This is a genomic window from Spirosoma areae, from assembly GCF_054781775.1.
Window position 1 is genome coordinate 64,312 of sequence record NZ_BAAGTT010000024.1, and the last position, 26,252, is coordinate 90,563.

Below are 26,252 nucleotides of genomic sequence, written 5' to 3' on the forward strand. Positions count from 1 at the left end.
TGCTTAGCTGCGTTCCGGTGGGAGTTGAACCAGCATAAGCCAGTAGCGGCAGAGTTGTTCGATGGCCTGCACGAATGATTCCGGTTCATTGGGAACCACCACCACGGAGTTAGCCTGTAGCGTATAAGCCTGCATCGTATCGTCGCCGGGAGAGGTCAGCCAAACTACCGGAATGGCCCGCAATCTGGCGTGGCTTTTGAGCGCCCGCAGCGTCAGAATTCGATCTGGCCAGTTCATTCGGGCATCCAGCAGAATCAGGGCGGGCCGATCCTGAGCCGGATTGAGCAGCAAGGCGTTGGCCAGTTCAACGCCCCATTCGAGATGATGCAGCCGAAAGGGCAGACCAAAGGCTTCGATGCATTGGCGGGTTATCCGAAGGCTATTGCTCTCCATAACTGCCAGCACCGCCAGCGGGGGCGTCGTATAGGGAATGCCCATGTTTAGATCCCGCTCACCGTCAGTCAGTTCGTTGGGCGAAACCAAGTCTGGGCTGGCTTCCTCTACATTACTTTGCAGCAATCGGCTTACATCGTTCCAGCGCCGACGGCTCACCGGCAGCTCGGTTCCGTCCTGCATCTCTACAGTGCCGGGCATCTTAGGATGGGGTGGATGCTGTAGACGGCCGACACAGGCCGGGTTAATGAGCGCTGTTTTATGAATCCTGACAAATTCAGGTAAGCGTTCTTCAAAATACGTCAACGGCTTAGACAGCAGTCGCCGTTCGCCATTTCGGAACCGAAGCCACGTATAATTATTCGCGCCGGCGAAGTAAGCAATTAACGATGGATGTTCGAGAAGTTGGCTGATAGCGGGCACCCGACGGTTTAGTTTTTGTTTTCAACATTCTTAGCGACGACCACTCCAACTTCATCAGGCATAAATGGGCTGGTTCGTATCTAACCAACAATGAACCTATTCACGCTTACAGAAAGCGAGGGAGAGGTGTTCTGGGCCAGGCCATGGAACTTCTATTTAACCAACGAGTCGCCGGTTAGTTTAAGCGACTTGCCTGTAATCGTGGCGAACGTGGAAACTAAGCCTGTATGACTACCTGATTGATGCGTTTATGTACTCTTTCAAGGAAGCACTCAGTCAGGCCATAGTTGCTAAGGACAAGACACGCCTAACTGCTGAACCCTACTCTACCGCCCCCCGCTTTGCAAAAAAGCTGCCATTTCCATGCCCCAGGCAATGCCAACGTGAATGAGCAGGCCACCCCAGATGCTGCGCGTGCTGAGGGCCAGCACTCCCAGTAAATACCCGCCGAATAAGGACGAAACGGCCTCGCCTAAGGGTCGGCCAAAGTGAATGGCGCAATACCAAATCACCATGGGCAGTACTGCTCCACCCCCCAGGACCCGGCTCATGCCAATCACCAGAAAACCCCGGAACATCAACTCGGTAGGTACAAAGTCCCAGCCGTAGCAAAGTTCATAAACGAGGGCGGTTACCCACTCTGGCACACCGAAGAATTCATTGGCGTTAGTGTCGCGGTAGGTCGGGTAGGATTGCAGAAAATCGGGCTGGAAGGAGGCCAGCGTAATCAACGGAATCATCAGGGCCAGCAGAATTGCATAGAGCACTAAGCCTTTCCGTTTGGGCGCAATGCCATAGAAATTACTCGGATACGGGTCTGCCAGTTTATAAAACAGATACAGCGGCAACACAATGGTTAACACCGATTGCAGGTTGTGCAGGCAGTAGTAGGCAAAGACGTAAATCTGCCCGTCAAACAATTGTCGACTCCATTCGCTGTGCCCCCAAAAGCCAGCATAGATGGAATAGCTCAGTAAGGCAACCCCGGAGCGGAGCCAGAAGTCGCGGTTTCGCCAGATGCCGGGCCGTCGGTGATAATGCGTCCAGAGCCAAACGCTGACGTAATAGGCTGTAGCATACAGTAGGAAATAGAGCACCGGCCAGAGGGGTTTCCCCTGAAACGAGTCGATGTAGCGGTCTTCGAGGTCGACGTAAAAATTTACGGTGAGCAGCAGTGCGGCCCAGAGTGCCGTTGCCGCGTAAAGGTCGGGCCGGAAATCAGTACGGAGATGCAGGCGCAGGTCTTGCCAGAGGGATTTCACGGTAGTATGAGCTAACTGCTCCCCGTGTCTGTGTCCTCACAGACACCTTACCGGTAGGGAATGCATTCAGCACAGACAAAGTAAACCGAATATTTATGACAAATAAACAGAAATCAGAACCCTTCTTTCTCGGCTTCCTTGTCTTTTTTCTTCTCGTCTTTCTTTTTCTCGTCTTTCACAACCTTCTGGCCCCGCGTGGATTCGCCTGGGAGTACTTTCGGTTTTGGGGCGGGTTTGGCTTTGGTTTTGTACTGGTCGAGATAGCGGTCAACAAAAATCGTTTTCTCGTCAGCCGTAGCCGCCACCACGTCGAGTGCGGTTTTTGCACTGTTTTTGCTGCTGGCCAGCAATCGGTCGTTGATATCCTGTTCGGAGGTCACGATGGCCAACTGGCCGCGCGAGGTGGGCGTGCTGCCCGGCCTGTAATCGTAGAACACCCACACATCGGGCGACGATTCGAGGTAAATGCTGGCTTCATCGCCATTGCCCGTCTTCCTGATTTCGATAAAGCCGTCCAGTTGGGCGTTAATGTCGGTTGCCATAATATTCGATACGCCGAGCCGCCCGGTGCTGTAAAACGAATTAAACTTGTCGGACCAGCGGAGATTGGCATTCGCCAGCACGAGCATGGCGTTCAGCTTTGGCGACGCCTGACTTAACGGAGCGTGCTGATTCTGCGCCTTAACCCGATAACTATCCACCGCCTGCTGGCCAATCAGCGGCACCAATTTATCCGAAAGCCGGTTCAGGTCGTCATCTGCGGCTTCGTCATTCTTTTCCTCGAGGTTCGTTTTGACCAGCTTATCGGAAATAAGCGCGTTTATCGGGTCCGGCACCGGAAACGCAAACGCAAGCAGTGTGTTGAACCGATACTGGCTGCTGTCGATGTTAATCCGCGCCGATCCCGCCGATAGCAGGTATTCGTTGGGGGCCGTGTTCATCAGGTTTATTTTGCCCTTAAACGTCATCAGTCCGCGTGCATCGTTGAACATGAAGGCGTTCTCTACCTCGTCGGTACTTTCGGTTGTGGCCAGGGTCGCCGTGCTGTCGACCTTCATACTATCGGTCTTAGCGATGCTGGTCTTTGCGCTATCCGTCTTCGCGCTATTGGTGGTTGTTGGTGCCGGAGCGGCTGCGAGGGCTGTCGGTTCGGTGGGCAGGTCACTGGCTTTCGAGGTAATCCGGTATACTTTGTCTTTCTCGTCGTAGCGCATGATGCCCGTTGCCGAAAAAAGGTCATCATCCCGTGAGTCTTCTTTTGGCGAAAGGAATGTTGGATACAGGCCCGCGTTGCCGACCCGAAAATGAATACCGGCGACCAACTGCCGCCCTCCTTCGTTTTTGAGGGCTTTATCCACCTTTATTTCAAGCCGTTCGGCGACTTTCTCTTTGAATGGAATCCAGCCGCCCACGAGGTCCCGGCGTTTTTTCAGGGCGGGCTTGATAAAGCCTTCCATCGCTAAATCGGGCGAGGGAGCCTGCATGGATATGTTCCCTTTAAACAGCATTTTCGGGGCTAATTGCAGGTTATCAGTCTCGTCAACCTCGGCACGGGCAATGGTGAAATAGGTTTTTGCTGCTTTCGGAGCAGCAGCCCGCTTGCTGCGGGCCGATTTCTTAGTGTCCGCCGTCAGTGAGGTTGGTTCAGGCTTCGTCACGGCTACGGCTGGCGCTTCTTTCAACTCGAAACTGCCCATTTTAATACTGGCCGTGTCGCCTTTGGCCGTGGCGAACTGATAGGTCGCATCACCGGCGAAGCGCGTCCGGGAGAGAATCTGGATATTTCCGTTCCTGAGCCGGTGGAACAGGTTGATGGTGTCTAACTCCAGCCGGGCATTTTTCAGGGGCATCATCTCTCCGTTCCGGCGAATGGCCACTAAACCTTTATCGGGATAAATGCGGGCATCCGCCGAAATCACATACGGTACGCCGGTAATATTCAGCGTTCGTTTTTCGGTGTCATACATCGCCCCCGATGCGTTGAACGTCATGCCCTCCTGCTCTTCTGCCATGGCCGTGAACGTGGAGGTTTTTACGTCCCCTTTCATGGCTATAGTCTTGGCGTTTATGTTCCACTGCGCCCGGTTGATGTTGGTTTTGTAGGCGGCAAAGGGGAATTCCATACTTGCCTGCACGGTATCGCCGAGGCTTTCTTTTTTATTGATTGACAACCCCACAAGTCCTTTTACCTGATTGAAATCTACGTCGATGCCATTTCCCAGCAGGATTGGTTTACCGACGGGTGTGCCGGGAATTTCTTTGTCTGCCAGGATTTTATACTGAGCGTTGCTGGCGATAAATCCCTCTTTGTTAAACTTGATGCTGCTGGAGATGGCTTCTGAATCTTTCCGGCGCAGGGTGCCGTTGCCAAACAGCCCCAATGAGCGCAGCACCAGCCCGCCTTCGAGGTTGGTGGTGGCATTGTAGAAGTTGAACTTATTTTTCTGAGTCGTAATGACCATGCTGTCGGCTTTGGGCCACCATTTGAGGCTGAAATTGTTCAACTGCACCTGCGGAAAATAGACCTGCGAAGCCCCCACTTTTCCCAGCGCGCCTTCTTTAATCTCGCCCTTGTCGCCGGAGGCCAGCAGCGAATCGGTCATGAACACCATGCCCGTTGTGTTCAGGCTGGCTGTCAGGTGGTTAAGAACGCCCTCAGCGTGCAGGCCACTCTTGTCCATCGTCAGTTCGCCGGTAAACTTCACGTTCGACGGGGCGGCTCCTTTCCGGCCACTGTACACGGGGTAGCCGGTAGCGGGGGCCTTATGCACAAACCCGAGCGTATTGTCGGGCATGGTTTTGAGTTCGGCTTTGAAGGGCGGAAAAATACCGTCGGAGTAAAACGTGCCGATAAAAGCGATGTCGCCTTTGCCGAGGCTGTCGTTGTCGATGGCCGGGATTTTGAAATAGACTTTCTGATTGTAGGTAAGGTTGCCGCGAACGGGCTGATTGAAATAAACGGTCATGCCTTCGGGCATAACCAGGCGCTGCGTGGTTTTTTTGCCCGCTATCCGCCCGGATTTATTATCGGCGCTGCCCAGATAAACTGTTCCTGAGTTTTCGTATTTTATGTCGCCCCCAATCTCCCCCTCTTTGCCCTCAGCCGCCAGTTTCTGCGACGAGAAGGTAATGGAATCAATCTTGTTGAGGCTCATGCCGAACTTATCGTAGTCGAATTTAAGGTCGCGGCCCGCGTAGCGCTGATTGCCCGCCTTAAGCTGACCGTTTAGCGTAAACGACCGGCCCTTGCCCACCCGAAGCATCTTGTCGGAGGGGAAGCCAACGATTTTCAGCGAGTCGGACAGGGTAAACCGGTCTACTCCCCGAATCGTCAGAATTTTGTCGTCGAGGTTAATGCTTGCATTTTTGATGCTGTCATTCGACGCAAACAGCGACTGAACCTGGAAATTATCATAATCGCGTTTCTGGGTGTAGGCCAACACATACAGATACCCTTTTCGGCTCAGGCGCATCTGAGCAGTAACCGGGTCGCGGTCGAGGTAGCCTTCCAGCACCATACGGCCCAATGCACCCCGCAGGGCCACCGGACTAACCGTTTTGGCCGACTGCGTAATATCGTCGTCATAAAAGGTTTGCTGCTTTGTGGTCGAGATGTAGTTAGCGACGATTTGCAGCGGGTGAAAACCATAGTCGACCGTCAGGTCGGTATAACGCTGCGGCTGGAAATAATCGAACGACTCGAAGCGCACCGGCACTTCCCGCTTGGCGCCAACCTGATAAAAATCCACTTTTCGGCGGGGTAAATCCCAACGCACTACTTCGGGCATAATGTAGAATTTATGGTACGAGTCGGCATACGGAACGCGGGCGTACTCGGTGCGCTGCTGACGGTCGAGCCAGGCAATGCGCTGGTTTTTGTCGTAGCGGAACGTCACCGACGGGTGTGTAATGGAGTCTGTATCAACATAGCCTACGAACGCGACCGAACTGGCCGTAATCATCGGGCGGGAACCGGCAGATTTTGCAGACTTTACTGGCTCTGTCGTGTTGAAGCCACCCTGAGCCGGGCCTACCTGCGTTGAATCTGTCGGCTTGCCGCCAAACCCGGTTGAATCGCTCACGCTGAAATCGAACCGGCGGCTACTGGCCTTAAAGGCAGGCTTGCCATTGTACTTCACCGTTATCTGCGCGGGTTGTCCGCTGGCCGATGCGCCAACCACCTGCGTTCCCGACAGGGCCAAACCGCCCCGATAGTCCACATCTGGGCCTAAGTCCGGCAGTTTTACGTCATTTTGCCACGACATAAAGCGCGGGTAGGTAACTGGCCCCCCTTTCTTCCTGCTAACGTATTCAAATACGCCTTTGATGGGTTTGGCCGATGCGCCCGCCTGCGTCGCATAGGTTAGCGTCACGTCGTCGGCCTGCAAACGCGGGCTTATGATCGGGAAGGCATACTCGCTCAGGGTCACAAAAATATCGGGCCGACCGGCTGTTGCCCAGGTGAATTTGCCGCCCTGCCCAACCAGAACGCCTTCTTTAAGCATCAAATCGCCGTTGGTATTGGCTAAAACTGCCGAATCACCGTTGGCAATCATGGCCAGCGTTACGTCCTTCAGGCTGATAACCGCCCCCGAAACCGCCGGAATTGGACGGCGCTGTGGAATGTATTGAACACCCAGCGAACGCGGCTGCGTAGAGTCGGAGGTGGCTGGCGTATCCCAGCCATCGAAGCGAGACCGTTCGGCAGCCGCTTTAGCCGCGGCAATGGAGTCGGCGGGGGTTTGAACTGCACCCGGTTGAAGTGGCTGCATCCGTTCGACGAAGCGAAACTCAAATGAGCCACCCAGGGCGTAGAGTTTATTGTAGGTGCTGGCGTAGAGTTCATGCCGCTCCAGGAATCGCCGGGTGGTTTCCAAACTGCGGGCAAGCGTTTTGGGGTCGTTGGCCTCAACCAGTTTTTCGGCCACGGTAAGCAGGCCGTCGATGTTGGTGGCGGGTTGTTGCTGGGCCGCGAGGTAAAGGGATTCGTAGAAGGGAACAAAGTACGTAGCTGCCTGAAGTCGTTTCTGGTTCATTTTTCGACTCAGGGTCATCACGCGCTCCTGCTGTTGGGCCGACAAGCGGTTTTCAGTCCAGAGCGACTGCAGGTTTGTGCCCGCCCGAACGCCCGCCGGTCCGCCGGTTGCCATCAGCTTTTGTAGCTCGTCCATAAACTGCTCAGGCTTATCGGAAAGCCGAACCGCCTGACCGAACGTAGACGATACTGTTAAAAAAAATAACAGTGCCACCGAGGTCTGTGTCCTCACAGACCTTGCAAACGATTGCTGACGCGAATGAGGTCTGTGAGGACACAACCCCCGGACAAGTGTAAGAATCAGAGTACAATAAATACGATTCATAGTCGATGGCTGATGGGAACACGGATTGACTATTCCATCAACGTTTATAAAATGACAACGAAGTCCATTGGTTCATAGTTGCCCGATTGGTCACGACCAGTCCGGCGTCAACTGCTTTTTGCTCGATGTCGGGCGCATCGTGTTCATAAAAACCACTAACGACAAGATGCCCATTTTGTCTCAACAACGTCGCATAGGTGGGAATTTCAGCCAGCAGCACGTTCCGGTTGATGTTAGCAAGCACGATGTCGTACTGATTAGCCGGGTTAACATCGTTAATCGTTCCCTGAAACACAGTAACCTGTGGGCAGGTATTTACGTCAGCGTTTTCGCGGGCGTTTTCAACGGCCCATTCCTCAATGTCGAAGGCCAGCACGGCGGTGGCCCCCATTTTGGCCGCCAGGATCGCCAGGATGCCCGTACCGCTGCCTACATCGAGCACTGTTTTCCGGGAAAAATCGAGGCTAAGCTCCTGTTCCAGCATCATGGCTGTTGTTTCGTGATGCCCCGTCCCGAACGACATTTTCGGGTTGACAATAATGTCATAACGAAACCGGGCATCCGACTGATGGAAGGATGCCCGGACCCGGACTTGACCCGCCACGTCTATCGGCTCATATTCGCGTTCCCACTCGGCGTTCCAGTTTCGTTTCTCTAACGAACTGACTTGATAGGCTATTGCGGTCTGCGGTTCGTATTTCGTAATCAATTCCTGGATGGCTTTCTCATCGAAATCAGGTTCGGTGATGTAGGCGTTCAGGCCTTCGTCGGTATCAACAAATGACTCGAAGCCAAGCTCGGCCAGTTCGGCGGTGAGGATGTCGGTATAGTCGGGCGACACGCTCAGTTGGAGTTCAATGTAATTCATGGGTCAAAGTAACAAAAAAGGGATAAGTTCATTTTAGATTCTGTTTCGGCCCCGGTTAACTAACGCCGTATCCTCATTTTACGAAAACCCCTGGCTCACTCATTCAGTTAGGGTGCAAAAAAATACTCCACGTATATGAGTCAACTCCACGTAAAACAAAAAGGGAACCTTCGCTGGCTCCGCCCGGTGGCCGCATGTTTCGTCACCTTAGCTCTCATCTCCTGCGAAGACCACCGCGCACCGCTGCCGGGGCAGTCGATCCAGTCCAACAGCCCAAAGCCCGATTGGGGGCCGACCATCACCCCGCAGAATCTGGCTGTTATTGAGGAACTGGGGCGACTTAGCCCAACCCCACTCAATTTGCTGCCTCCGCCAGAGGCTCGGAAACAGCCCTCGTTTAAGGATGCGGTCAACTCGCTACTCGACAAGAACAAAATTCCACGTCCAACGGCCAACGTCACGGTGAGCCAGCGCATGATTCCAGGGGCTGGGGGTGTTCCCATTCGGATTGTGGTTTATACGCCCAACAACGCACCGGCGGGTCCGTTGCCGGTTATCGTTTACTACCATGGGGGGGGCTGGGTTATTGGCAGCCCGGAGGTGTATGAATACTCAACGCTGGCCCTGGCCGAAGAAGTCAACGCTGTCGTCGTTTCGGTCGATTACCGGCTCGCGCCCGAGAACAAGTTTCCGACGGCGCATAATGACGCTTTTGCGGCTTATCAGTGGGTGAAAAACAACGCGGCAACCATCAACGGCAACCCCGCTAAAGTAGCCGTGGCCGGCGAAAGCGCCGGGGGCAATATGGCCATTACAGTTGCTATGATGGCTCGCGATCAGGGCATACCACCCGTGCATATTCTGTCGGTATTCCCGGTGGCCAACAATTACCTGTTCACAGACTCTTATAACAAGTATGCGAATGCTAAACCGCTCAATCGCCCATTGGTGGAGTATTTCACGGCGAATTATTTTAACACACCTGCCGATGGCGACAGTCCGCTGATTTCGTTGGTAGACGACCCACTTAAGCCCAGCACGGCTAATTTGAGTGGGCTGGCCCCCACAACAATCATCGCTGCCGAAATTGACCCGTTACAGACCGAAGGGATGCAGTTGCGTGATAAGTTGCAGGCGCTTAATGTACCCGTTACGTACCGGCTCTACGCGGGTGTTACGCATGAGTTTTTTGGTATGTATGCCATTTTGCCGGAAGCGCAGCAGGCGCAGGAACTGGCCGCTACGCAACTGCGTCAGGCATTTAAATAACCACTCGCTTTGTTATAAACTTCTCCCCAACGGCCTGTCTATATCTACGGGCGGGCCGTTGGGCTGCTGGCAAGCCCAGGCAGCAGTCGGCTAACTCCATCCGTTGAATTAGTTTAGTAAACCAATCGAATCATTGGCCGTTAGAGGTAGTGTTCATTACCTGATTTACTCAATTCATTCATTTTCTTTTCTCCTCATGAAGGCAGCCGTATTTCACAAAGTGGGCGACATCCGTTATGAACACGTTGATGATCCCAAAATTGAAGACTCCCGCGACGCCATTATTCGCATTACGTCCACCGCCATCTGTGGCTCTGACCTTCACATTTACAACGGGTTTTTGCCACAACTCCGCCCGGAAGTGCTCGGTCACGAGTTTATGGGCATCGTGGAAGATGTTGGTTCAGGCGTGACGAATCTCAGGAAAGGCGACCGCGTGGTGGTGCCTTTTACCATCTCCTGTGGCAAGTGTTACTTCTGTGAGCATAACCTCCAGATGCACTGCGAAAACTCCAATCATGAGGCCTACGGGCCGGACGGTGGTTTGCTATCCGAAAAAGGCGGGGCGCTCTTTGGGTATTCCGACCTGTATGGCGGCTACAATGGCGGGCAGGCCGAAGCGGTGCGGGTGCCCTATGCCGACTATGGCCTGCGCCACGTACCCGAACAACTCAAAGATGAGCAGGTGCTGTTTCTGAGTGATATTTTCCCAACCGGCTGGAGTTCCATCGAATGGGGCGAACTGAAAGGGGGCGAAACGGTCGCTATTTTCGGATCGGGCCCGGTGGGTCTTATGGCGCAGAAATCGGCCTGGATACAGGGCGCTGGTCGGGTCATTGCCATCGATACGGTCAACTACCGGCTGGAACGGGCCAAACGGGTAAACAACGTGGAAACGCTCAACCCGAATGACGTCGACATTGTCGAGGCTATTCGCAGCATGACTGAAGGGCGCGGGGCCGACCTCTGCGTAGATGCGGTGGGTATGGAGGCCGACCGGTCTCTGCTCGACCGGGCTAAAGCCGTCATCAATCTCGAAAAAGGCACAATCAGCGTTCTGGAAACATGCTTTCGGGCGGTGCGTCGGGGCGGTGTTGTGTCGGTAGTTGGCGTTTATGGTACTCCGTTTGACAACTTCCCGATTGGCCGGATGTTCGACAAGGGCATAACGATGCGAATGGGACAGTCGTTTGTTCACAAGAACATTGATCACCTGCTGGATTTGGTCGTACAGGGCAAAGTGGTGCTCGATGATATTGTCTCGCATGTGCTGCCCTTAACCGAGATTTCGCGGGCCTACGACATCTTCAAGAAAAAAGAAGACGACTGCACGAAAGTAGTTCTCAAACCTTAAAAAAATTTAGACTTAGCTGGCACAAAGGCAACCCAGCGTCAGCTAACCCAAACAGCTTTTAAATCATAAACTTTAGTCATACACTGAACAAATGGAAACCCAACAAAATGCTAAAACAGCCCTTATCACGGGCGCATCCAGTGGCATTGGTCGTGAATTAACCCGGCTCTTTGCCAAAGATGGCTATAATTTAGTGCTCGTTGGCCGCGATGAAGATACCCTGGAGCAACAAGCCGGTAATTTTCAGAATCAGTACGGCACCCAGACAACCATTCTAAGTAAAGACCTGTCGGACCCCAAAGCGCCCGACGAAATCTATGCTGAGACCAATGAAAAAGGGTTGCAAATTGATGTTTTAGTTAATGATGCAGGTTTCGGTGAGTACGGCCAATTTGCCACGGAAACCGACCTGCAACGCGAGCTGGATATTGTTCAGACCAACGCCACGGCGCTGATGCATCTGACCAAGCTATATCTGAAAGACATGGTCGCCCGCAACGATGGCAAGATTCTGATGCTGGGGTCGGAGGTGTCGGTTGCGCCCAGTCCGATGATGGCCGTGTATGGAGCAACGAAAGCGTTTATTAAGTCCTTTGGGGAGTCAATTCGCAGCGAACTGAAAGGCAACGGTTCCAACGTCACCATTACGGTACTCATGCCGGGGGCAACAAACACCAACTTCTTTAAAACGGCTGGAGCTGCTCATGTTAAAGGAGCCGATCCAAATAAAACGGCCAACCCCGCCGACGTTGCAAAAGTTGGCTACGACGCCCTGATGGCAGGCGATGACCATGTTGTGGCGGGTTGGATGAACAAAGCACGGGTAGCGATGGCGCATATTCTGCCCGACCCGTTGGTGGCAGCCAACGCCCGGCGGGATATGATGCCTAAAGAAGAAGCCGATCAGCAGCAAAAACAAGCCACCATGGCCATTGTGGTGGGCGCATTGGTGCTCACGGGCATCTGGCTATTGGCCCGTAATCGTTCGTCGGTCATACCCATCAGCACCTACGACAAAGCCCGGTATCGCTATAAGGCCTACAACGCGGGCAAATCGGCGAAAAAGGCAATGGCGTCGGTAGGCGATTCGGTGAAAGGCGTTTATCAAAACGCTAAAGAAACCGTTGAGGATGCGCTGGCTTAATCGCTGCGAATGGCGAATGGTTCTTACGTAGCTTTTTCATGGGCTGGGTAAGAACTATTTTTTTTGTGTTCGTTTACGCCAGGCCAAGCCAAAACTACGGCTTAGCTTCAGCCGTGGAGTTCACTACATTTGGGGCGTGAATTAACTGCATCAATGGCTCACTTTGCCCCATGACAAACGCTTTTTTGATTATCGACGCCCAGTTTGACTTCTGCCAACGGGATGGCTCCCTGTTCGTGCCGGGAGCGGAGCAGGACATTGCCCGCATCGCCAGGCTTATTCAACAACATACCGACCAGATTGACCATATCGTCGTTACACTCGATACGCATCAGATGCTCGATATTGCTCATCCGCTGTTCTGGCAGGATGCAGGTGGTAATCACCCTGACCCGTTCACGCGCATCACCACCGAAGATGTCGATGCTGAACGCTGGATTCCCCGGTTTTCGCCCGATAAGGCCCGTCAGTACCTTCATGATCTTGACGCTGATGGTCAATTCGCGCACCTTATCTGGCCCGAACACTGCCTGATAGGCTCCAGAGGGGCTGCTTTGCACGACACCCTGCTCGATGCGCTGAAAGACTGGTCGCGCCAGCGTAATCGGGATTATATCGCCCTACAAAAAGGGTTATATCCCTTATCGGAACACTTTGGCATTTTTCGGGCGCAGGTTCCGGACCCCGCCATACCCGAAACGCAGCTCAACACAACGTTGATCGCCGATTTGAACCGATTCGATACCGTTTATCTGATGGGAGAAGCCAAATCGCACTGCGTGGCCAATAGTCTTAAACAGATGCTGGATTTTGCGCCGGAACTGATTCCAAAACTATCCGTTGTAACTGATTGTATGTCGGATGTGACAGGTCTGGGGCACCTCGCCGACCCGATTTATGCCGAAGCCCGCGCCAGGAAAGTTCGTTTTAGGGAGTCGGAAGCAGTTTTCGATTAAAAACCGTACCTTTTGGGCGTTATGGAAAAGACGCTTGCCCTGTTTCCCCTCAGTCTGATTGTTTATCCCGGCGAGGATTTGAATCTGCATATTTTTGAACCGCGCTATCGCCAGCTTATCAACGAATGCATCGAAGAAGAGCGGACCTTTGGCATTCCCGCCTTCATCAATAATAAATTGCCCGGCTACGGTACTGAGATGCACGTGACAACGCTGCACAAGCGTTACCCCGATGGCCGGATGGACATCAAATCGAAAGGCTTGGGCGTGTTTCGGTTGGTAAATTTTGAGAATCCTGTAGCCGGAAAACTCTATGCTGGTGGTCAGGTAGAATTAGTTGAACCCGGCGACGGTTTCAGCGCGCATGCATCAGCCCTGACGGAACGTCTCGAAAAACTTTATAGTCTCCTGCAAATCGAAACGGACTATACCCCACAGGCCGAAAATTTCTCGTATCGGGTAGCACATAAAGTTGGCTTGTCGGTCGAGCAGGAGTATGATTTATTGACACTCGACAGTGAAGCCGAACGCCAGCTTTTTTTGATCCAGCACCTCAACAATGTCCTGCCCGTGGTGTCGGACATGGAGCGCACCAAGCAGCGTATCCGCATGAACGGCCATTTCAAGAACCTCGACCCGCTCAATTTTTAAAGAGCGAAAAGCTGACGCGGAAGTCACTCTTTCACTCTTTCACTCTTTGTACCTTTCTCCTCCATCTTCCCGACTTTTTTCACCCGTTTGGGAAGTTGGTCGGCTAACTCCTGTAGGTTTTTTATGGGCGGTCGTGGTTTTTCGGCCTCACCAATCAAAAACCCATACGGCTTGAGTGGGCCAACTGAATCGAAAATAACCTTCAGAATAGCGGTCATGGGCAGGGCCAGCACGAGGCCGGGTAAACCCCAGACGTTTTCCCACAGAATCAGCACAATAATGGCCGCCAGCGGATTGATACTGACCTTCGAGCCGACAATGTAGGGCGTGATAAAATTACCCTCCAGGGCCTGAACAAACAGAAAAACGCCAATGACTCCCAGCGCCTTGAGCGGATTGTCCTGCGTAATGAGCGTATACGCTGCCGGTAACAGAGACCCCAGCGAAATACCAAAATAAGGTATCAGCACTAAGCAGGCCCCCAGAAACCCAAAGAACACGGCATAATCGACGCCCAGAATAAGTAGGCCGATGGTCATCAGCGTACCAATAATCAAAATGACCAGCACCAGCCCGGCCAGGTAGTCTTTCACCACGTCATAAATGCCCGCAAGTACACGATCGACCTTCGACCGACGGGTGTTACTAAATACTTTGTAGAAGAATGACCGGAAAAAATCGCGGTAGAGCAGGAAAAAAAAGCCAAATAGTAGAATTAGAAACGCGTTGGAGAGCAGACTGGTGGTGGCCAGTAATGTGCTTGTCAGAATGGCGCCACCCTCGGTTAATGCCTGATTCAGGTATTTGCGAATTTCGTCGACCTGGCGTTTGCGGTCAATATTCAGTTGTTCGTCGGCAAATGTCCGAATGCTGTTAATGTACTCATTTGCCCGTTTCGCAAATTGCGGAAACACCTCAGCAAAGCTGCTGATTTGCACCGAAATCGCCCAGAATAAGACGGTCAGCACACCCAGGGCCAGCAATAAGCAGAGCATAATAGCCAGCACTCTGGGCACCCGCCAGTTTTCGAGCCGCTGCACTAACGGAAACAGTAACACAGAAAATAAGATGGCAAACACTAATGGAATCAGCAGCCCGGCCAGTGCGTGCAGGCTGTAGGCAATAATGACCAGAGAAATTAGTGTGCAGGCTAACTTAACATAAGAAGGAAGCTGCACTTCCGTTGTGCGATTATCCATAATGGTCGATAACAACCGATGATGCGTCTGCCCGGCTGGCCGTTGGTAGGATTACCTGCGTCGCCAGCGCAATGCTTTTCAGCTTTGTTCAGTGGCAATATGAGGTTTAATTGCGAATTTGTGATCTCGGCTTCCGATAAAATCCCTGTGCCGGTTACTGAGCGGGCTGTTAAGTTTTTGTTAAGTATTCGGTTTGCATTGGTAACGTTGCGGATAACCCACGTAACTTCGGGCTGCCAATACACCGGCAAGCTACTAACAAGTAGTTCATTCTCACCAACTTTACTTCGTATGAGTGCTGCCAAAGCTGCTCAATCTCTACACCGGATTTTAGTCGTCGACGACGACGCCGACATCGTTGAAATGCTCGAATACAACCTCGCCAAAGAGGGGTATGATGTCCGAACGGCCACCGACGGCCGAAAAGCACTCGAAGTTGCCAAAACCTATTTGCCCGAATTAGTTTTGCTCGACATTATGATGCCCCATCTGGATGGCATTGAAGCTGGCCGGCAACTGCGCGATATTCCTGAACTGCGCCAGACCTATATTCTCTACCTGACGGCCCGCTCGGAAGAATATTCTGAAGTGGCCGCTTTCGACGTGGGAGCCGATGATTACATCATGAAGCCGATTAAGCCCCGCGCCCTGATGAGCCGTATCAACGCCCTGTTTCGGCGCGAAGCGCAGAAAGCCGATCCGGGCGAACAGATTAATATTAGTGAACTGATAATCAACCGAAAAAATTATTCGGTGAGTCAGAATGACAAATCGGTCATTTTGCCAAAAAAAGAATTTGAATTGCTGTTTTTTCTTGCCCAGCACCCCAACAAAGTGTTCAGCCGCGAAGAACTGCTTCAGAAAATTTGGGGGGCCGACATCTACGTGCTCGAACGAACGGTAGACGTTCACATCCGTAAACTCCGCGAAAAAATAGGCGACACGCACATCCGAACCCTCAAAGGCGTGGGCTATATGTTTACCGACCAAAATGAATGAGTGAATTAGTGAATGAGCGAATTAATTTTACGATACGTTGTGCGCCTGAGTGTTCTATTCACTCATTCACTCATTCGCTCATTCACTCATTGACCTGATGTCCCTCAGTCCCCGCGTTATTGCGCTTTTGCTGGCCTGCCTGATTTCGGCGCTCACGCTGGCATTTTTGTCATTTGTGGACGGCGTAACCAGCAGCATTTTATTTGTGGCGGGGGCTTCTTCATTTGTCATCTCGTTTTTTCTGGTGCTGTATGCCATCGAACTCCTGGTGTTTCGCGAGGTGAATAAAATGTATAAAACCATTCACAAACTGAAGATTCGCGACTTTACCATTACCCGTAAATCCATCATCAAGAACACCAATCCGTTCAAGAAGCTGAACGACGAAATTTTCGTTTATGTAGCCCGGAAACAAAAAGAAATCGACGAACTGAAGCGTTTAGAGCAGTTTCGGCGCGAGTTTCTGGCCGATGTGTCGCACGAATTGAAAACGCCCATTTTTGCAGCGCAGGGGTTCATTCATACCCTCATCGACGGTGCTGTTGACGACGAGCGCGTTCGCGACAAGTTTCTGGCCAAAGCAGCCAAAAGTCTGGATGGACTCGACGCCTTAGTGAAGGATTTGGTCGCTCTTTCGCAGTTGGAAACCGGCGAAGTGCGAATGAGTTTTGAGCGGGTAGACATCGCCCATATTACCCAGGAGGTTTTCGACCAGTTAGAAACCATTACGCGCACGAAACACATAGTACTTCAGCTAAGAAGGCCACAGCCTGGCCCGGTTTGGGTAAAAGCCGACGCGCAGCGTATCATGCAGGTAATGACCAATTTAATTGAGAACGCCGTAAAATATGGTAACGAAAACGGGCGGGTTCAGGTCAATTTGGAAGAGGATAAAAAACATATACTCATCTCCGTTCGCGATAATGGCCCCGGTATTCCGCCGGAGCATCTGAGCCGAATTTTTGAGCGATTCTACCGCGTCGAGAAAAGCCGTTCTAAAGATCGGGGCGGCACGGGCCTGGGGCTGGCTATTGTGAAGCACATTCTGAACGCACACAAAGCCAAAATTTCGGTAATGAGTAAAGTAGAAAAGGGAACTACGTTCCGGTTTAAACTGGAACGGATGGAGTAAACCGTTCAACGGTTCAAGTTCCAGGTTGGTGTACCTAATGGAACCTTAAACTTGAAATTTTGCCCTCAGATAAGTCGTTTCAATACAAAATGCGCGATAAGAATCTGTCCGTTTCGGCGGGCCAATACGGAGACTTCTTTCCCCTCACCCCGCTGAAGCATTTTGTAGATCTCACTGATGGTGAGGTCTTTGGTCGAGTTGTTATTAACGAACAGCACTTCGTCGCCTTCTTCTAAGCCCGCAATAGCGGCTGGCGACCCATCAACTATTTTATCGACATAATAATTGCGATACTGTTCGCCCCTTGCCCGAAGTTCAAGCCCGCTCATGTCGTGTTCAAAACTCTCCCGCATGAGCCGTTTAATGGGCTTCATGACAATGTATTGGTCGGGGTAGTTAAAGGTGACATCAAATCGGCGCAGTAACTCGCAGCCCACATTTCCCTGCCGTTCGGGCATGTTCACCAGCTTCATGCCGAACGCCATGCTGTCGGGAAAGGAAGCCAGAATATTGTCGAGTTCGTAGCGGCCAAAGCGAATTTTCTGAATCCGGCCTAAGCAACCGTTAATGACGCCATTCAGGCCCCGGCCCAACTGCGCCCGAATGCTTTTTTCGGGCATCGGCATCGCCACCGTACTGCGCGACCGGTCAAGCAGCAGCGCGTGCCCGGCTCCCGTGTCTAAAACTACCCGCAGAGGCAATACCTTTTCGCCATCAAACACCGATATGGCATCGGTATAGGCTTTCGTATCCTGAATTGTAATGGGATACCGGTCGCCCTTCCGTTTGCGGTATTTGTATTTATCGGGCCGCGTAATCGTAATTTCATGCCGTTGGAAATCAACATTTACGACGAAGTTGGCAAAGATTTCGTACCCAAAAATCCCATGTACGGGTGTTCCGACATACTCTGAGAGTTTCAGAATGTCTTCGTCCAGGATAACCAGATTATGGTGAGACGCCCGCAATCCACCCAGGTTCAGGTTATTGTCGATAGCAATGGACGCCGTTAAGTTGCCGCCTTCACCTGCGCCACTCAGTTTAACTTTACGGGTGAGCGTCAGAGGTTTCTTTTTAAAGGCTGACGGGTCGGTGATGATGGTGTTACTGACGCCGGTATCTAAAATAAAATGCAGCGTATCGGACCCATTGATTTGAACCGGAACGATAATCAGATTGGAATGAAGCTGAAACGGGATGCGTGTCCAGGTACGATTGCCCGTAATAAAAAAACCGTAGCGGTCTTTATCGGGTATGCGCTGATTATCATCTCCCCGCGCAGCTATGCCCGCACAGACCAGTCCGATTATCAACAGCAGCGTTTTCATACCTAAACGTCTTTACAGACATTGAATTTACGCATTTATTATCCGAATAACACAAAAAAAATGTAGTTAGTTTATGGGTTTGGCATACAGTTATTTCTACTTAGTGCTGAGTCAACAAAATTTAGACCAACTGTAGCGAACTCGTTCGGTTGAAAAGCTCTAATTTCGCCCGGAATTAGGGAACAAGTGGCCTGCTCATTTAATTCAGACAATTGATTTTGACCTCATTACTTACTAATTTATTATGCGTACGAAAATTGTTGCCGGTAATTGGAAAATGAACAAGACCGCCGACGAAGCCAAAGCGCTACTGTCGGAGGTAGTGAATATGATTAAAGATGAGGTTGTCGGTGAGGTTGAAGTGGTTCTTTGCCCACCGGCTCTTTATCTGACAACGGCGCGACAGTATGTAACGCCCGGTGGCCGAATTTTCCTGGGAGCGCAGAACTGCCACGAGAAAGCATCGGGTGCCTATACCGGCGAAATTTCTGCGGCTATGCTACAGTCCATTGGGGTTGAGTATGTTATTCTGGGTCATAGCGAACGGCGGCAATATTATGAAGAAACCAACGCGCAATTAGCCGAAAAAGTAAACAGTGCGCTCGAAAGCGGCCTGGTACCCATTTTTTGCTGTGGCGAATCGCGCGACTTACGCGAAAACGGTGATTTCATTGGCTTTGTAAAAAAGCAGCTCACCGAAAGCCTGTTCCATCTTTCCGCCGAGTCATTTGGCAAGGTGGTGATTGCCTACGAACCCATCTGGGCCATTGGCACGGGCCTAACGGCGTCATCGGCACAGGCCCAGGATATGCACTTTGAACTACGTCGGCACATTGCCGGTCATTACGGCGATGAGGTAGCCCAGGCTACCCGTATTCTGTATGGCGGCAGTGCCAATGCCCAAAACGCTGCTGAACTCTTTGCCCAACCCGACGTCGACGGCGGGTTAATTGGCGGAGCCTCCCTCAAATCGCGCGATTTCACAACGGTGGTAAAAGCGGCACAATAATTAATGAGTGAATGGTAGAATGAGTGAATAGCTGGCGTAAAATCTATTCACTCATTCTACCATTCACTCATTCAACATTAATCATGACCGCAGCGTATTACGTCCAAACCCTCCACATGCAGCCTCACCCGGAGGGCGGCTACTTTGCGGAAACCTATCGCTCGGCCGAGGTCATTCCGCAGTTGGCTTTGCCTGAACGGTTTCGTGGCTCGCGGCCGTTCGGAACGGCCATTTATTTTTTGCTGGAAAAGCATCACGTTTCGGCGTTCCACCGCATCCACTCCGACGAAATATGGCATTTCTACGCCGGTGGCCCTCTGGAGATTTTCGTTATCAAGCCAGACAGCACATTAACCGTTATTCGGCTGGGTACTAATCTCGACCGGGGCGAGGTATTTCAGGCAGTTGTTCCGGCGGGGTGCTGGTTCGGCGCCAGGCCCGTCGTGGATTCGACCGTCGTGGATTCGACCGTTACTGGCACTGCTTTCTCATTAGTTGGCTGCACCGTTGCGCCGGGTTTCGATTTCGCCGATTTCGACATGGCCGACCGGGCTATGCTACTGGAAGAGTTTCCGCAGCACCGGGAGGTGGTTGAGGTGTTGACCCTTTAATAGTTACTGAAAATTCACATTGCCAAATTTCGATACGACCCGTACTTTGGTGCCGGCGCCATTGCCAACTTTGCCAACGTACTGCTTGATTAGGCGGGCACCACGGTTGTTATTATCACTCGGCTGGCTCTTGAAGTGCATGGTTGAGCCAGACCCATAATTGAAATTGCCATAACTGACCGTGACGTCGAAATCGCAGTCGCTATCATGGTCCATTGGTAAAGCGACCGACGAATAAGCCGCCTGAATATCAACGTTATCGGCTGTTTTGGGCAGTTGCTCGATGCGAAATCCACCGGAGAAATCAAGTTTAATTCGACCAGACTCGCGCAGTGTGCCGATTTTAGCCCCTGAATAATTGATATCGGCATCTAATTTGCCGACATCACCAATGTTCATTTTACCAAATTTATTGTTGAGTATCAGCACATTCGCCCGCACTAATTCCAGCGTGGCGTAGGCAATATCCAGTTTGCCCTGGCCGAGGGTGCGAATATCCGCTTTGCCATACGCTACGTCGATATCATTCTGATTCCCAGTGAGTTGGTCGGCGCTAAAGTTGCCATAGCGGCAATGCACCGTCAATGGAGCGTAGAAAGCCGGAATGCTGGTGTTACCAAACTTATTCTTTACCGACAGCGCGTTTTGTTTGGGCATCATCACGTCGTAGTTGATTTTAACGAAATTACGCTCACCACCCTCCTTCCATTTTCCTAAACTCCAGTTCGAGAGGCTGCTCTGGCTAAAATTCGTGCGAACACTAATCTGATTTCCAGTCCGCTTTTCTTCAATCGAAACGGCGTCGAAGAACTTCTGTACCCGTTCGTCGGAATCAGAATTTGCTATAATCGTAATCTGAACGCGGATTTCTTTCTTCTCCCACAGCCCTACCGTTACTTGCCCAAATTGATTATCGATAACCAGATTATCCGTATCGACTACATCGAAAAGTTTGATAATCGTCTTTTTCTTTTCAACGGTAACATCAGGCATGGGATCCTCTGCCCAGGTAATTAGTGGGCTGAGGCAAAGTAATAGGCTATACAGGATTCGTTTCATTGGTTTGTTGTTTAATTCGCTCAATCACGCGTAGCTGTTCATTAAGTAAGTTGATCTGGAGTTGCAGATTCTGAATCATCGCCTGGATCAACACTTCCTGATTCGGGTTTTGGGGCAGTTCGCCTTTCAATGACTGGTACGACCGTTCGAGTCGGTCCAGGTCGGTTGCAAACTCCTCATATAACGCTGGATTGCCTTCGGCCATTTGTTTTAACTCAGCCCGTTTGTCGTCAATCAACTGCGTGTACTGCACCACTTCTTTCGCATAGGTTGGGTTTGCCGCCACAATCTCCGGCTGCTTTGTCACGCCGTATTGCCGGTTCATATACAGAAAACAACCGGCCAGCAACAGCACGGCAATAGAAGCCGCAACACGCCAGTCTAACGTTGGCCAGCCGATTTGTCGGCTTCCAGCCAGTGCGGGATTTTTATATACCTGTAAGAAAGGTGATGCCATGTCGGAACGGGGCTGGTCAGGTTGTTGCCTGTTGAGACCGGTTTCCAGTTTGTTCCACAAGTCAACCGGTGGTTCTTTGTCGTCAAAGGCTTCACGGTTATCCCGCACAAAACGTTCAAGATTATCCTTTTTCATAATTGTGTCGACTTCTTAGCAGGTCGTCGTTCGTGTTTGTTGTTCGTGTTTTCTTCGTTGGGCTTAGCGGCCCGATTTTATAATAACTCTAACAACCGCTTTTTGCCCCGTAAATATTGTGTTCTTGATGTTGTTTCACTGATGTTCAGTACATTCCCAATTTCTTCGTGGTCGTATCCCTCAAATAAATAGAGCGAAAGCACCACCCGGTAGCCTTCTGGCAGTTGCTGCATGGCCCGCCGAACCCGCTCAACTTCCAACTGAATGCCTTCCTCATCATATGGCTCGGCATCGGCAAAGTCGGGACCATCGTCTTCGCCGAGTCGGTGCGATTCTAAATCGACCAGTTCTAACCGACGACTGCGGAGATGGTTAATCGCCCGATTCACGACAATCTGCTTCAGCCATGCCCCAAACGTACTCTGCCCGCGAAATGACCCAATATGACTAAACGCGTCCATAAAGGCTTCCTGCAGCACATCTTCGGCTTCGGCCTCATGATTCAGAATACGAAGGCAAACGTTGTACATTGCCTTAACGTAATGCTGGTAAAGGTCATACTGCGCCCGTCGCTCACCCTGTTGGCAGCGTTTGACCAGCTCAGCATGACGGTCTGGGTAGGGCGGTCCGACGCTTCGGTTGGATTCCAACAGGTTCAGATACGGGTGATTAAGAATGATATCGGTAGAAAGATGCAGGAAAATTGGAGATGTTGCACAATAATTCAGAAAAAGTGATCGTTTCTGGCTGCACGGCTATTTATGGCCTGTTTTCTGTGTATCTAGCCTGATAAGTAGCTTTTTACACCCAATGAGTAAGCGACCAGTATGCAGGTCCCTTATTTTGGCAGGGTAAACCAGACTTCCATGGATTCAGAACCTAACCTGAAACGATTTTTAGACGCCCAGGACGCGGCCTACTCTAATGCATTAGCCGAACTAAAGAATGGGCGGAAACAAAGCCATTGGATGTGGTATATCTTCCCACAGATTGCCGGGTTAGGTTTTAGCGAGACAGCAAAATTTTATGCCATCAAAGACCTGTCTGAAGCCCGTGCCTATTTAGCCCATCCCGTTTTGGGTAGCCGGCTCATTGAGATAACGACCGCTCTACTTGCCATAACGACTAAAACGGCTAATCAACTAATGGGCAGTCCCGATGACTTGAAATTAAGATCCAGCATGACCTTATTTAGTTTACTGGACAACGCGGACCCGGTCTTTCAAACAGTTTTAGCCCGGTATTTTGATGGTGTGCCCGACCAGCGAACACTGGCTATTGTCAAAAATGGTCTATAGCCACAGGAACTTGTCGGCGGCTAAGCGTTGATCCTCGATGTGCTACTTTTTGGGTAATCTGGGTGTAGGCATGCTTATGCAGCTTCCACGCAGGACATTTAGCGTTGCTCCTGCAGACGAAGCATATCCCGGTAGCAAAGTTTGACCGCTTCGACAACTCGATAAAAACCGGCAGAGCTAACCGGCTTAACCATATAGAGATGAATTCCCTGCTCGTAGGCCCGTTGCTTGAGCGGCTCAGCCATTGAGGAGGTCAGCATCACTACAGGCATGTAAGGCAGCACACTCATGTCGCCTAACAATTGCAGGGTTTCCAGGCCTGTAAGTTTAGGCATGTGCATATCCAGTAAAATAATGGTCATTGTTGACGGGTCTTTCTCCGACTCACCCGATGGTAGACTTCGCTGCTGTTCGAGCCAGGTAATTAACTCCTGACCTGATGTCATTTCCTCAATAATGACTTGTGGTAGAGCATCGGTCAATGCCCAGCGAATCAGTTGCCGATCTTCCTCGTCATCATCTACCAGCAATACTCGTAAAGACAGCGTATTCATAACGAACTGGTCGTAGATATAAGCTACCCTATCAGTACAAAAATATAAAAGAATTGTTCTATAAAAATGTTTTTTTTGACTTAAAAATAAGATTTTGGGCGGAAACAGATTTTTATGGTTACATGGTTAATTGGCCACTGAATAGTTTAGCCAGTTAGTAAAGTCGTCGGACACACTCGTCACCGATTAAAACCCAGCCTCCCACACTACATTTGTATAAAACAGCCCACCCACTGCCGGGCCACCAATAAAGGTATAATAGGGCTGATTGGTGATATTGGTGCCGCCCACTTTTACCAGGAGATTAATCTTCTTAAGCCGGTAACTCACCTGAACATCCAGCGTGTTGATGGCCGATACGTTGCCCGTGGCCAACTCCGACTGCCACAAAAAAGCGTCCTGATGTTTGTAGTTGACGGAGAAGCCAACGCCCTGCCACAGATTGCCATTCGAGACAGTCAGGTTCGTAATCCAACGCGGGGTATTAAATGAACTCTCCAGGCCGTCGCCGTTTTCGGCCCGGTCAAGTCGGGCAAACGAGGCATTGCCGCCAACCGACCAGTTTTGGGTCAGGCTATAGCGAAGGCCTAAGCTAGCCCCGTAAGTATAGACCTGAGTTTGCGAGTTGGTCCAGAGCCGGTATCGGTCCTGGGTAGGCGATGCCGAGAAATAATAAGCCAGAGAGTCCACATTCCTGCCTTTAGCCAGGTTGGCATTTACCTGGGCAATGAAGTCCTGATAATTCGTGTAGTACACGTCGGCGTCCGCATAAAGCCGACCCGCCAAAAACAACCCTTTATAGCCTAATTCTACACTCTTTACCTGTTCGGGTTTCAGATAGGTGTAGGGGCTTTGCTTTAGGATCCCTTTGTTTTTCTGGATAGCCTGATCGGTGGTGAGTTTGCTGGTGTTGACATCGGTGGTGATGGCCGCCTGAAACGCGTTGATGGAGGTGACCAGGTACGCGTTTTCGTAAATGCCCTGCGACATGATCGGTAAGCCACCAACTCGTTTGACCCCGCCCGAGTTGATGTTGGTGAAACCCTCGAACAACGAGGGGAACCGGTAGCCATTCTGGTACGAAAGGCGAAGGTTATGCGCGTCTGCAGGCGAATACACCACCGACAGCCGGGGGTTCAGCCGGGCGGCAAAGTAGGTGTTTTTATCGAGTCGCAACGAGCCAGCCACCTTTAGCTTATTATCCAGAAACTGGCGACTAAACTGCACAAAACCCCCGGTTTTGCCATAAACCAGATTCTGGCCCGGCTCGGTAGGATTGATGAAATAATTGCCATCGGGGAAGACTACGTACCGCCGAAAGTCGAACCCCGCCTGAATCGTCAGGCCCGTCTGCTGACGAAACCGCTGCCAGAGCACCCGCGTTGGTTCAACTTGTCCTTCGACGTGGTACATCCAGGATTGCACCCGAAGGGCCGCGCCAATGTCCCAGTTGTTGATGTCGCGGAGTTTAGCAATCAAGTCGTTAAAGCCGGGTGTACCCGGTACCGGGCGGCCTTTGTCGGCTGTGGAGCGGGCATTACGTAAGGCATCGGGCACGGCTAAACCTGCCCTGGTATCGGCGTTAAACTGGTTGGTAAAATCGGTAAACCACTGGTTATCGGTTTTGACCGACTTGTCGATGTTTTCGGCCATGGACCGGATATTGTAGGAATCACCCGTGTTTTCATGGGTTCGGTAGGCCCGGATTTGCAGGGAGGGTGTGGTTAAGGCCAGACTGTGCTGGTCGAGTTGGTAGTTGTCGAGCCGAAAGCGGTTAGTGCGCTGATAAACATTGTCTGAGGTAGCCCCCTGATAGGTATAGGCCAGTTCGACCGTTGGTGAGAACCGGTAATGCAACGAGAAATCACCCCGCAGGTTCTGCAAACGGTAGTCCGTGGCCTCGGCTTCGTAGTAGCCCGTTCGGCCAATGCTATAGCGTTTGCCGCCCAGCATCAGCGTTCGTCGGTTAGCCGCTTCGTTGCCATAGCCGTTCACCGGATCGTAGGCCGGGTTATCGGCCCCAAACAAACTGAGCGATGCATTACCATTGGGGTTCAGGTCATTGCGGTTGCCAGCTATCCAGTCGTAGCCCCGCTGATACACCAGGTTCACTTTGAGGGCGAAACGGTTGCCAAGCCGATGGGCATACCGGAGGCTGGTTTCGGAATAAAGCCTGGACGAGAGGGCCGCATCCCCTACGTGGTTGAGTCCGGTTTTTTGCCCCACACTGAGTCCTTCCGAATCGAAGGGATTGCGCGTCAAAATATTGACCAGGCCGTTCAGCGCGTTCAGGCCGTATAGCGCCGAAGCAACTCCCGGCACCAGCTCGACTTGTCGAATGTCTAAGTCCGAGGGGGCCAGGGCGCTGGCAATCGGAGCACCGATATGGGGAGCCTGATTATCGCGGCCATCGACAAGTTGAACAAAGCGGACGTTGGTGGTGGCGGCAAAGCCGCGCGTGTTATAGACTTTGAAGCCCAGGCTGGAGGTAAGCAACTGAACGCCTTTGATAGTTTCGATGGCATCAAAATACGACGGCTGGGCGGAGAGCCGGATGCGCCGGGTATCAATTATGTCAATGCTGACGGGCGATTTTAAGATGCTTTCCGCTACTCGGGATGCGGAGATAACCACTTCAGCCAGTTCAATTTTGGGCAGCGAATCGGTTGGTGTTATCGTGCTGTCGGGCTGAACAGCCGCCTGCAGGCCTGAACTAAGCAGGAGCAAAACCAGGAAGATGTTGTTCATAAAAGCGCTATTTCTGAACAAATATAACGAATCGTTCTATTCA

At 51.6% G+C, this 26,252-nt stretch carries 21 protein-coding genes; 10 read left to right on the forward strand and 11 right to left on the reverse strand.

Annotation, left to right across the window (positions count from 1 at the left end):
* Window positions 1-3 precede the first annotated feature (3 nt).
* The 4 genes from ACYVI1_RS10460 to prmA all read right to left on the reverse strand — a co-directional run bounded on the left by ACYVI1_RS10460 (window position 4) and on the right by prmA (window position 8,306).
* Complete coding sequence (locus tag ACYVI1_RS10460) at window positions 4-816, reverse strand: response regulator transcription factor (protein WP_460909631.1); 813 nt, start codon at window positions 814-816, stop codon at window positions 4-6.
* Window positions 817-1,142: 326 nt separating this feature from the next.
* Complete coding sequence (locus ACYVI1_RS10465; RefSeq protein WP_460909633.1) at window positions 1,143-2,078, reverse strand: CPBP family intramembrane glutamic endopeptidase; 936 nt, start codon at window positions 2,076-2,078, stop codon at window positions 1,143-1,145.
* Between the two features lie 113 nt (window positions 2,079-2,191).
* Window positions 2,192-7,249 carry a hypothetical protein gene (locus ACYVI1_RS10470; protein ID WP_460909636.1) on the reverse strand — a complete coding sequence of 1,686 codons (5,058 nt, stop codon included), beginning with the start codon at window positions 7,247-7,249 and terminating at the stop codon, window positions 2,192-2,194.
* 226 nt (window positions 7,250-7,475) lie between these two features.
* Window positions 7,476-8,306 (reverse strand): 50S ribosomal protein L11 methyltransferase, encoded by an 831-nt coding sequence (gene prmA, locus ACYVI1_RS10475; protein WP_460909639.1) that lies wholly within the window; start codon window positions 8,304-8,306, stop codon window positions 7,476-7,478.
* 135 nt (window positions 8,307-8,441) lie between these two features.
* Between prmA and ACYVI1_RS10480 the strand changes: the two genes are divergently transcribed.
* The 5 genes from ACYVI1_RS10480 to ACYVI1_RS10500 all read left to right on the forward strand — a co-directional run bounded on the left by ACYVI1_RS10480 (window position 8,442) and on the right by ACYVI1_RS10500 (window position 13,680).
* The gene (locus ACYVI1_RS10480) at window positions 8,442-9,575 is read left to right on the forward strand and encodes an alpha/beta hydrolase (RefSeq protein WP_460909641.1); all 1,134 of its coding nucleotides are present in this window, start codon (window positions 8,442-8,444) and stop codon (window positions 9,573-9,575) included.
* A 196-nt stretch (window positions 9,576-9,771) separates the two neighbouring features.
* Window positions 9,772-10,929, forward strand: a complete 1,158-nt coding sequence (locus ACYVI1_RS10485; RefSeq protein ID WP_460909643.1) for a zinc-dependent alcohol dehydrogenase — start codon at window positions 9,772-9,774, stop codon at window positions 10,927-10,929.
* Between the two features lie 91 nt (window positions 10,930-11,020).
* Window positions 11,021-12,073: an SDR family NAD(P)-dependent oxidoreductase gene (locus ACYVI1_RS10490; protein ID WP_460909645.1), complete on the forward strand. Its 1,053-nt coding sequence runs from the start codon at window positions 11,021-11,023 to the stop codon at window positions 12,071-12,073.
* 170 nt (window positions 12,074-12,243) lie between these two features.
* Entirely contained in the window at window positions 12,244-13,029 is a 786-nt protein-coding gene (locus ACYVI1_RS10495; RefSeq protein WP_460909647.1) for a cysteine hydrolase family protein, read from the forward strand.
* 21 nt (window positions 13,030-13,050) lie between these two features.
* Window positions 13,051-13,680 carry an LON peptidase substrate-binding domain-containing protein gene (locus tag ACYVI1_RS10500; RefSeq protein WP_460909649.1) on the forward strand — a complete coding sequence of 210 codons (630 nt, stop codon included), beginning with the start codon at window positions 13,051-13,053 and terminating at the stop codon, window positions 13,678-13,680.
* A gap of 23 nt (window positions 13,681-13,703) precedes the next feature.
* Here ACYVI1_RS10500 and ACYVI1_RS10505 read toward each other — a convergent pair whose 3' ends face one another.
* A complete protein-coding gene (locus ACYVI1_RS10505) occupies window positions 13,704-14,879 on the reverse strand; it encodes an AI-2E family transporter (RefSeq protein ID WP_460909650.1) in 1,176 nt (391 codons plus the stop codon).
* 291 nt (window positions 14,880-15,170) lie between these two features.
* Here ACYVI1_RS10505 and ACYVI1_RS10510 point away from each other — a divergent pair, with 291 nt between their 5' ends.
* Both ACYVI1_RS10510 and ACYVI1_RS10515 read left to right on the forward strand, forming a co-directional pair.
* Window positions 15,171-15,878 carry a response regulator gene (locus ACYVI1_RS10510; RefSeq protein ID WP_460909652.1) on the forward strand — a complete coding sequence of 236 codons (708 nt, stop codon included), beginning with the start codon at window positions 15,171-15,173 and terminating at the stop codon, window positions 15,876-15,878.
* A gap of 97 nt (window positions 15,879-15,975) precedes the next feature.
* Window positions 15,976-17,010 carry a sensor histidine kinase gene (locus ACYVI1_RS10515; RefSeq protein ID WP_460909654.1) on the forward strand — a complete coding sequence of 345 codons (1,035 nt, stop codon included), beginning with the start codon at window positions 15,976-15,978 and terminating at the stop codon, window positions 17,008-17,010.
* 65 nt (window positions 17,011-17,075) lie between these two features.
* On the opposite strand, the gene ACYVI1_RS10520 is transcribed toward ACYVI1_RS10515, so the two are convergent.
* Window positions 17,076-18,338, reverse strand: coding sequence for an aspartyl protease family protein (locus ACYVI1_RS10520; RefSeq protein WP_460909656.1), 1,263 nt, complete (start codon window positions 18,336-18,338; stop codon window positions 17,076-17,078).
* A 244-nt stretch (window positions 18,339-18,582) separates the two neighbouring features.
* Between ACYVI1_RS10520 and tpiA the strand changes: the two genes are divergently transcribed.
* Together tpiA and ACYVI1_RS10530 are read left to right on the forward strand one after the other, a co-directional pair.
* Entirely contained in the window at window positions 18,583-19,347 is a 765-nt protein-coding gene (gene tpiA / locus ACYVI1_RS10525) for a triose-phosphate isomerase (protein WP_460909658.1), read from the forward strand.
* An 83-nt stretch (window positions 19,348-19,430) separates the two neighbouring features.
* On the forward strand, window positions 19,431-19,958 hold the full coding sequence (locus tag ACYVI1_RS10530; protein ID WP_460909660.1) for a cupin domain-containing protein: 528 nt from the start codon (window positions 19,431-19,433) through the stop codon (window positions 19,956-19,958).
* A gap of 3 nt (window positions 19,959-19,961) precedes the next feature.
* Here the strand turns inward: ACYVI1_RS10530 and ACYVI1_RS10535 are convergent, their stop codons facing one another.
* The 3 genes from ACYVI1_RS10535 to ACYVI1_RS10545 form a co-directional block, all read right to left on the reverse strand.
* Window positions 19,962-21,017 (reverse strand): hypothetical protein, encoded by a 1,056-nt coding sequence (locus tag ACYVI1_RS10535; RefSeq protein ID WP_460909662.1) that lies wholly within the window; start codon window positions 21,015-21,017, stop codon window positions 19,962-19,964.
* Window positions 20,998-21,609 carry a hypothetical protein gene (locus tag ACYVI1_RS10540; protein ID WP_460909663.1) on the reverse strand — a complete coding sequence of 204 codons (612 nt, stop codon included), beginning with the start codon at window positions 21,607-21,609 and terminating at the stop codon, window positions 20,998-21,000. The genes ACYVI1_RS10535 and ACYVI1_RS10540 overlap by 20 nt, the downstream gene beginning before the upstream one ends.
* 77 nt (window positions 21,610-21,686) lie before the next feature.
* The gene (locus ACYVI1_RS10545; RefSeq protein ID WP_460909665.1) at window positions 21,687-22,259 is read right to left on the reverse strand and encodes an RNA polymerase sigma factor; all 573 of its coding nucleotides are present in this window, start codon (window positions 22,257-22,259) and stop codon (window positions 21,687-21,689) included.
* A 216-nt stretch (window positions 22,260-22,475) separates the two neighbouring features.
* Here ACYVI1_RS10545 and ACYVI1_RS10550 point away from each other — a divergent pair, with 216 nt between their 5' ends.
* Entirely contained in the window at window positions 22,476-22,907 is a 432-nt protein-coding gene (locus ACYVI1_RS10550) for a DUF1810 domain-containing protein (RefSeq protein WP_460909667.1), read from the forward strand.
* 98 nt (window positions 22,908-23,005) lie between these two features.
* Here the strand turns inward: ACYVI1_RS10550 and ACYVI1_RS10555 are convergent, their stop codons facing one another.
* Complete coding sequence (locus ACYVI1_RS10555) at window positions 23,006-23,461, reverse strand: response regulator (RefSeq protein ID WP_460909669.1); 456 nt, start codon at window positions 23,459-23,461, stop codon at window positions 23,006-23,008.
* Between the two features lie 186 nt (window positions 23,462-23,647).
* A complete protein-coding gene (locus ACYVI1_RS10560) occupies window positions 23,648-26,209 on the reverse strand; it encodes a TonB-dependent receptor (RefSeq protein ID WP_460909671.1) in 2,562 nt (853 codons plus the stop codon).
* Between the last annotated feature and the right edge of the window lie 43 nt (window positions 26,210-26,252).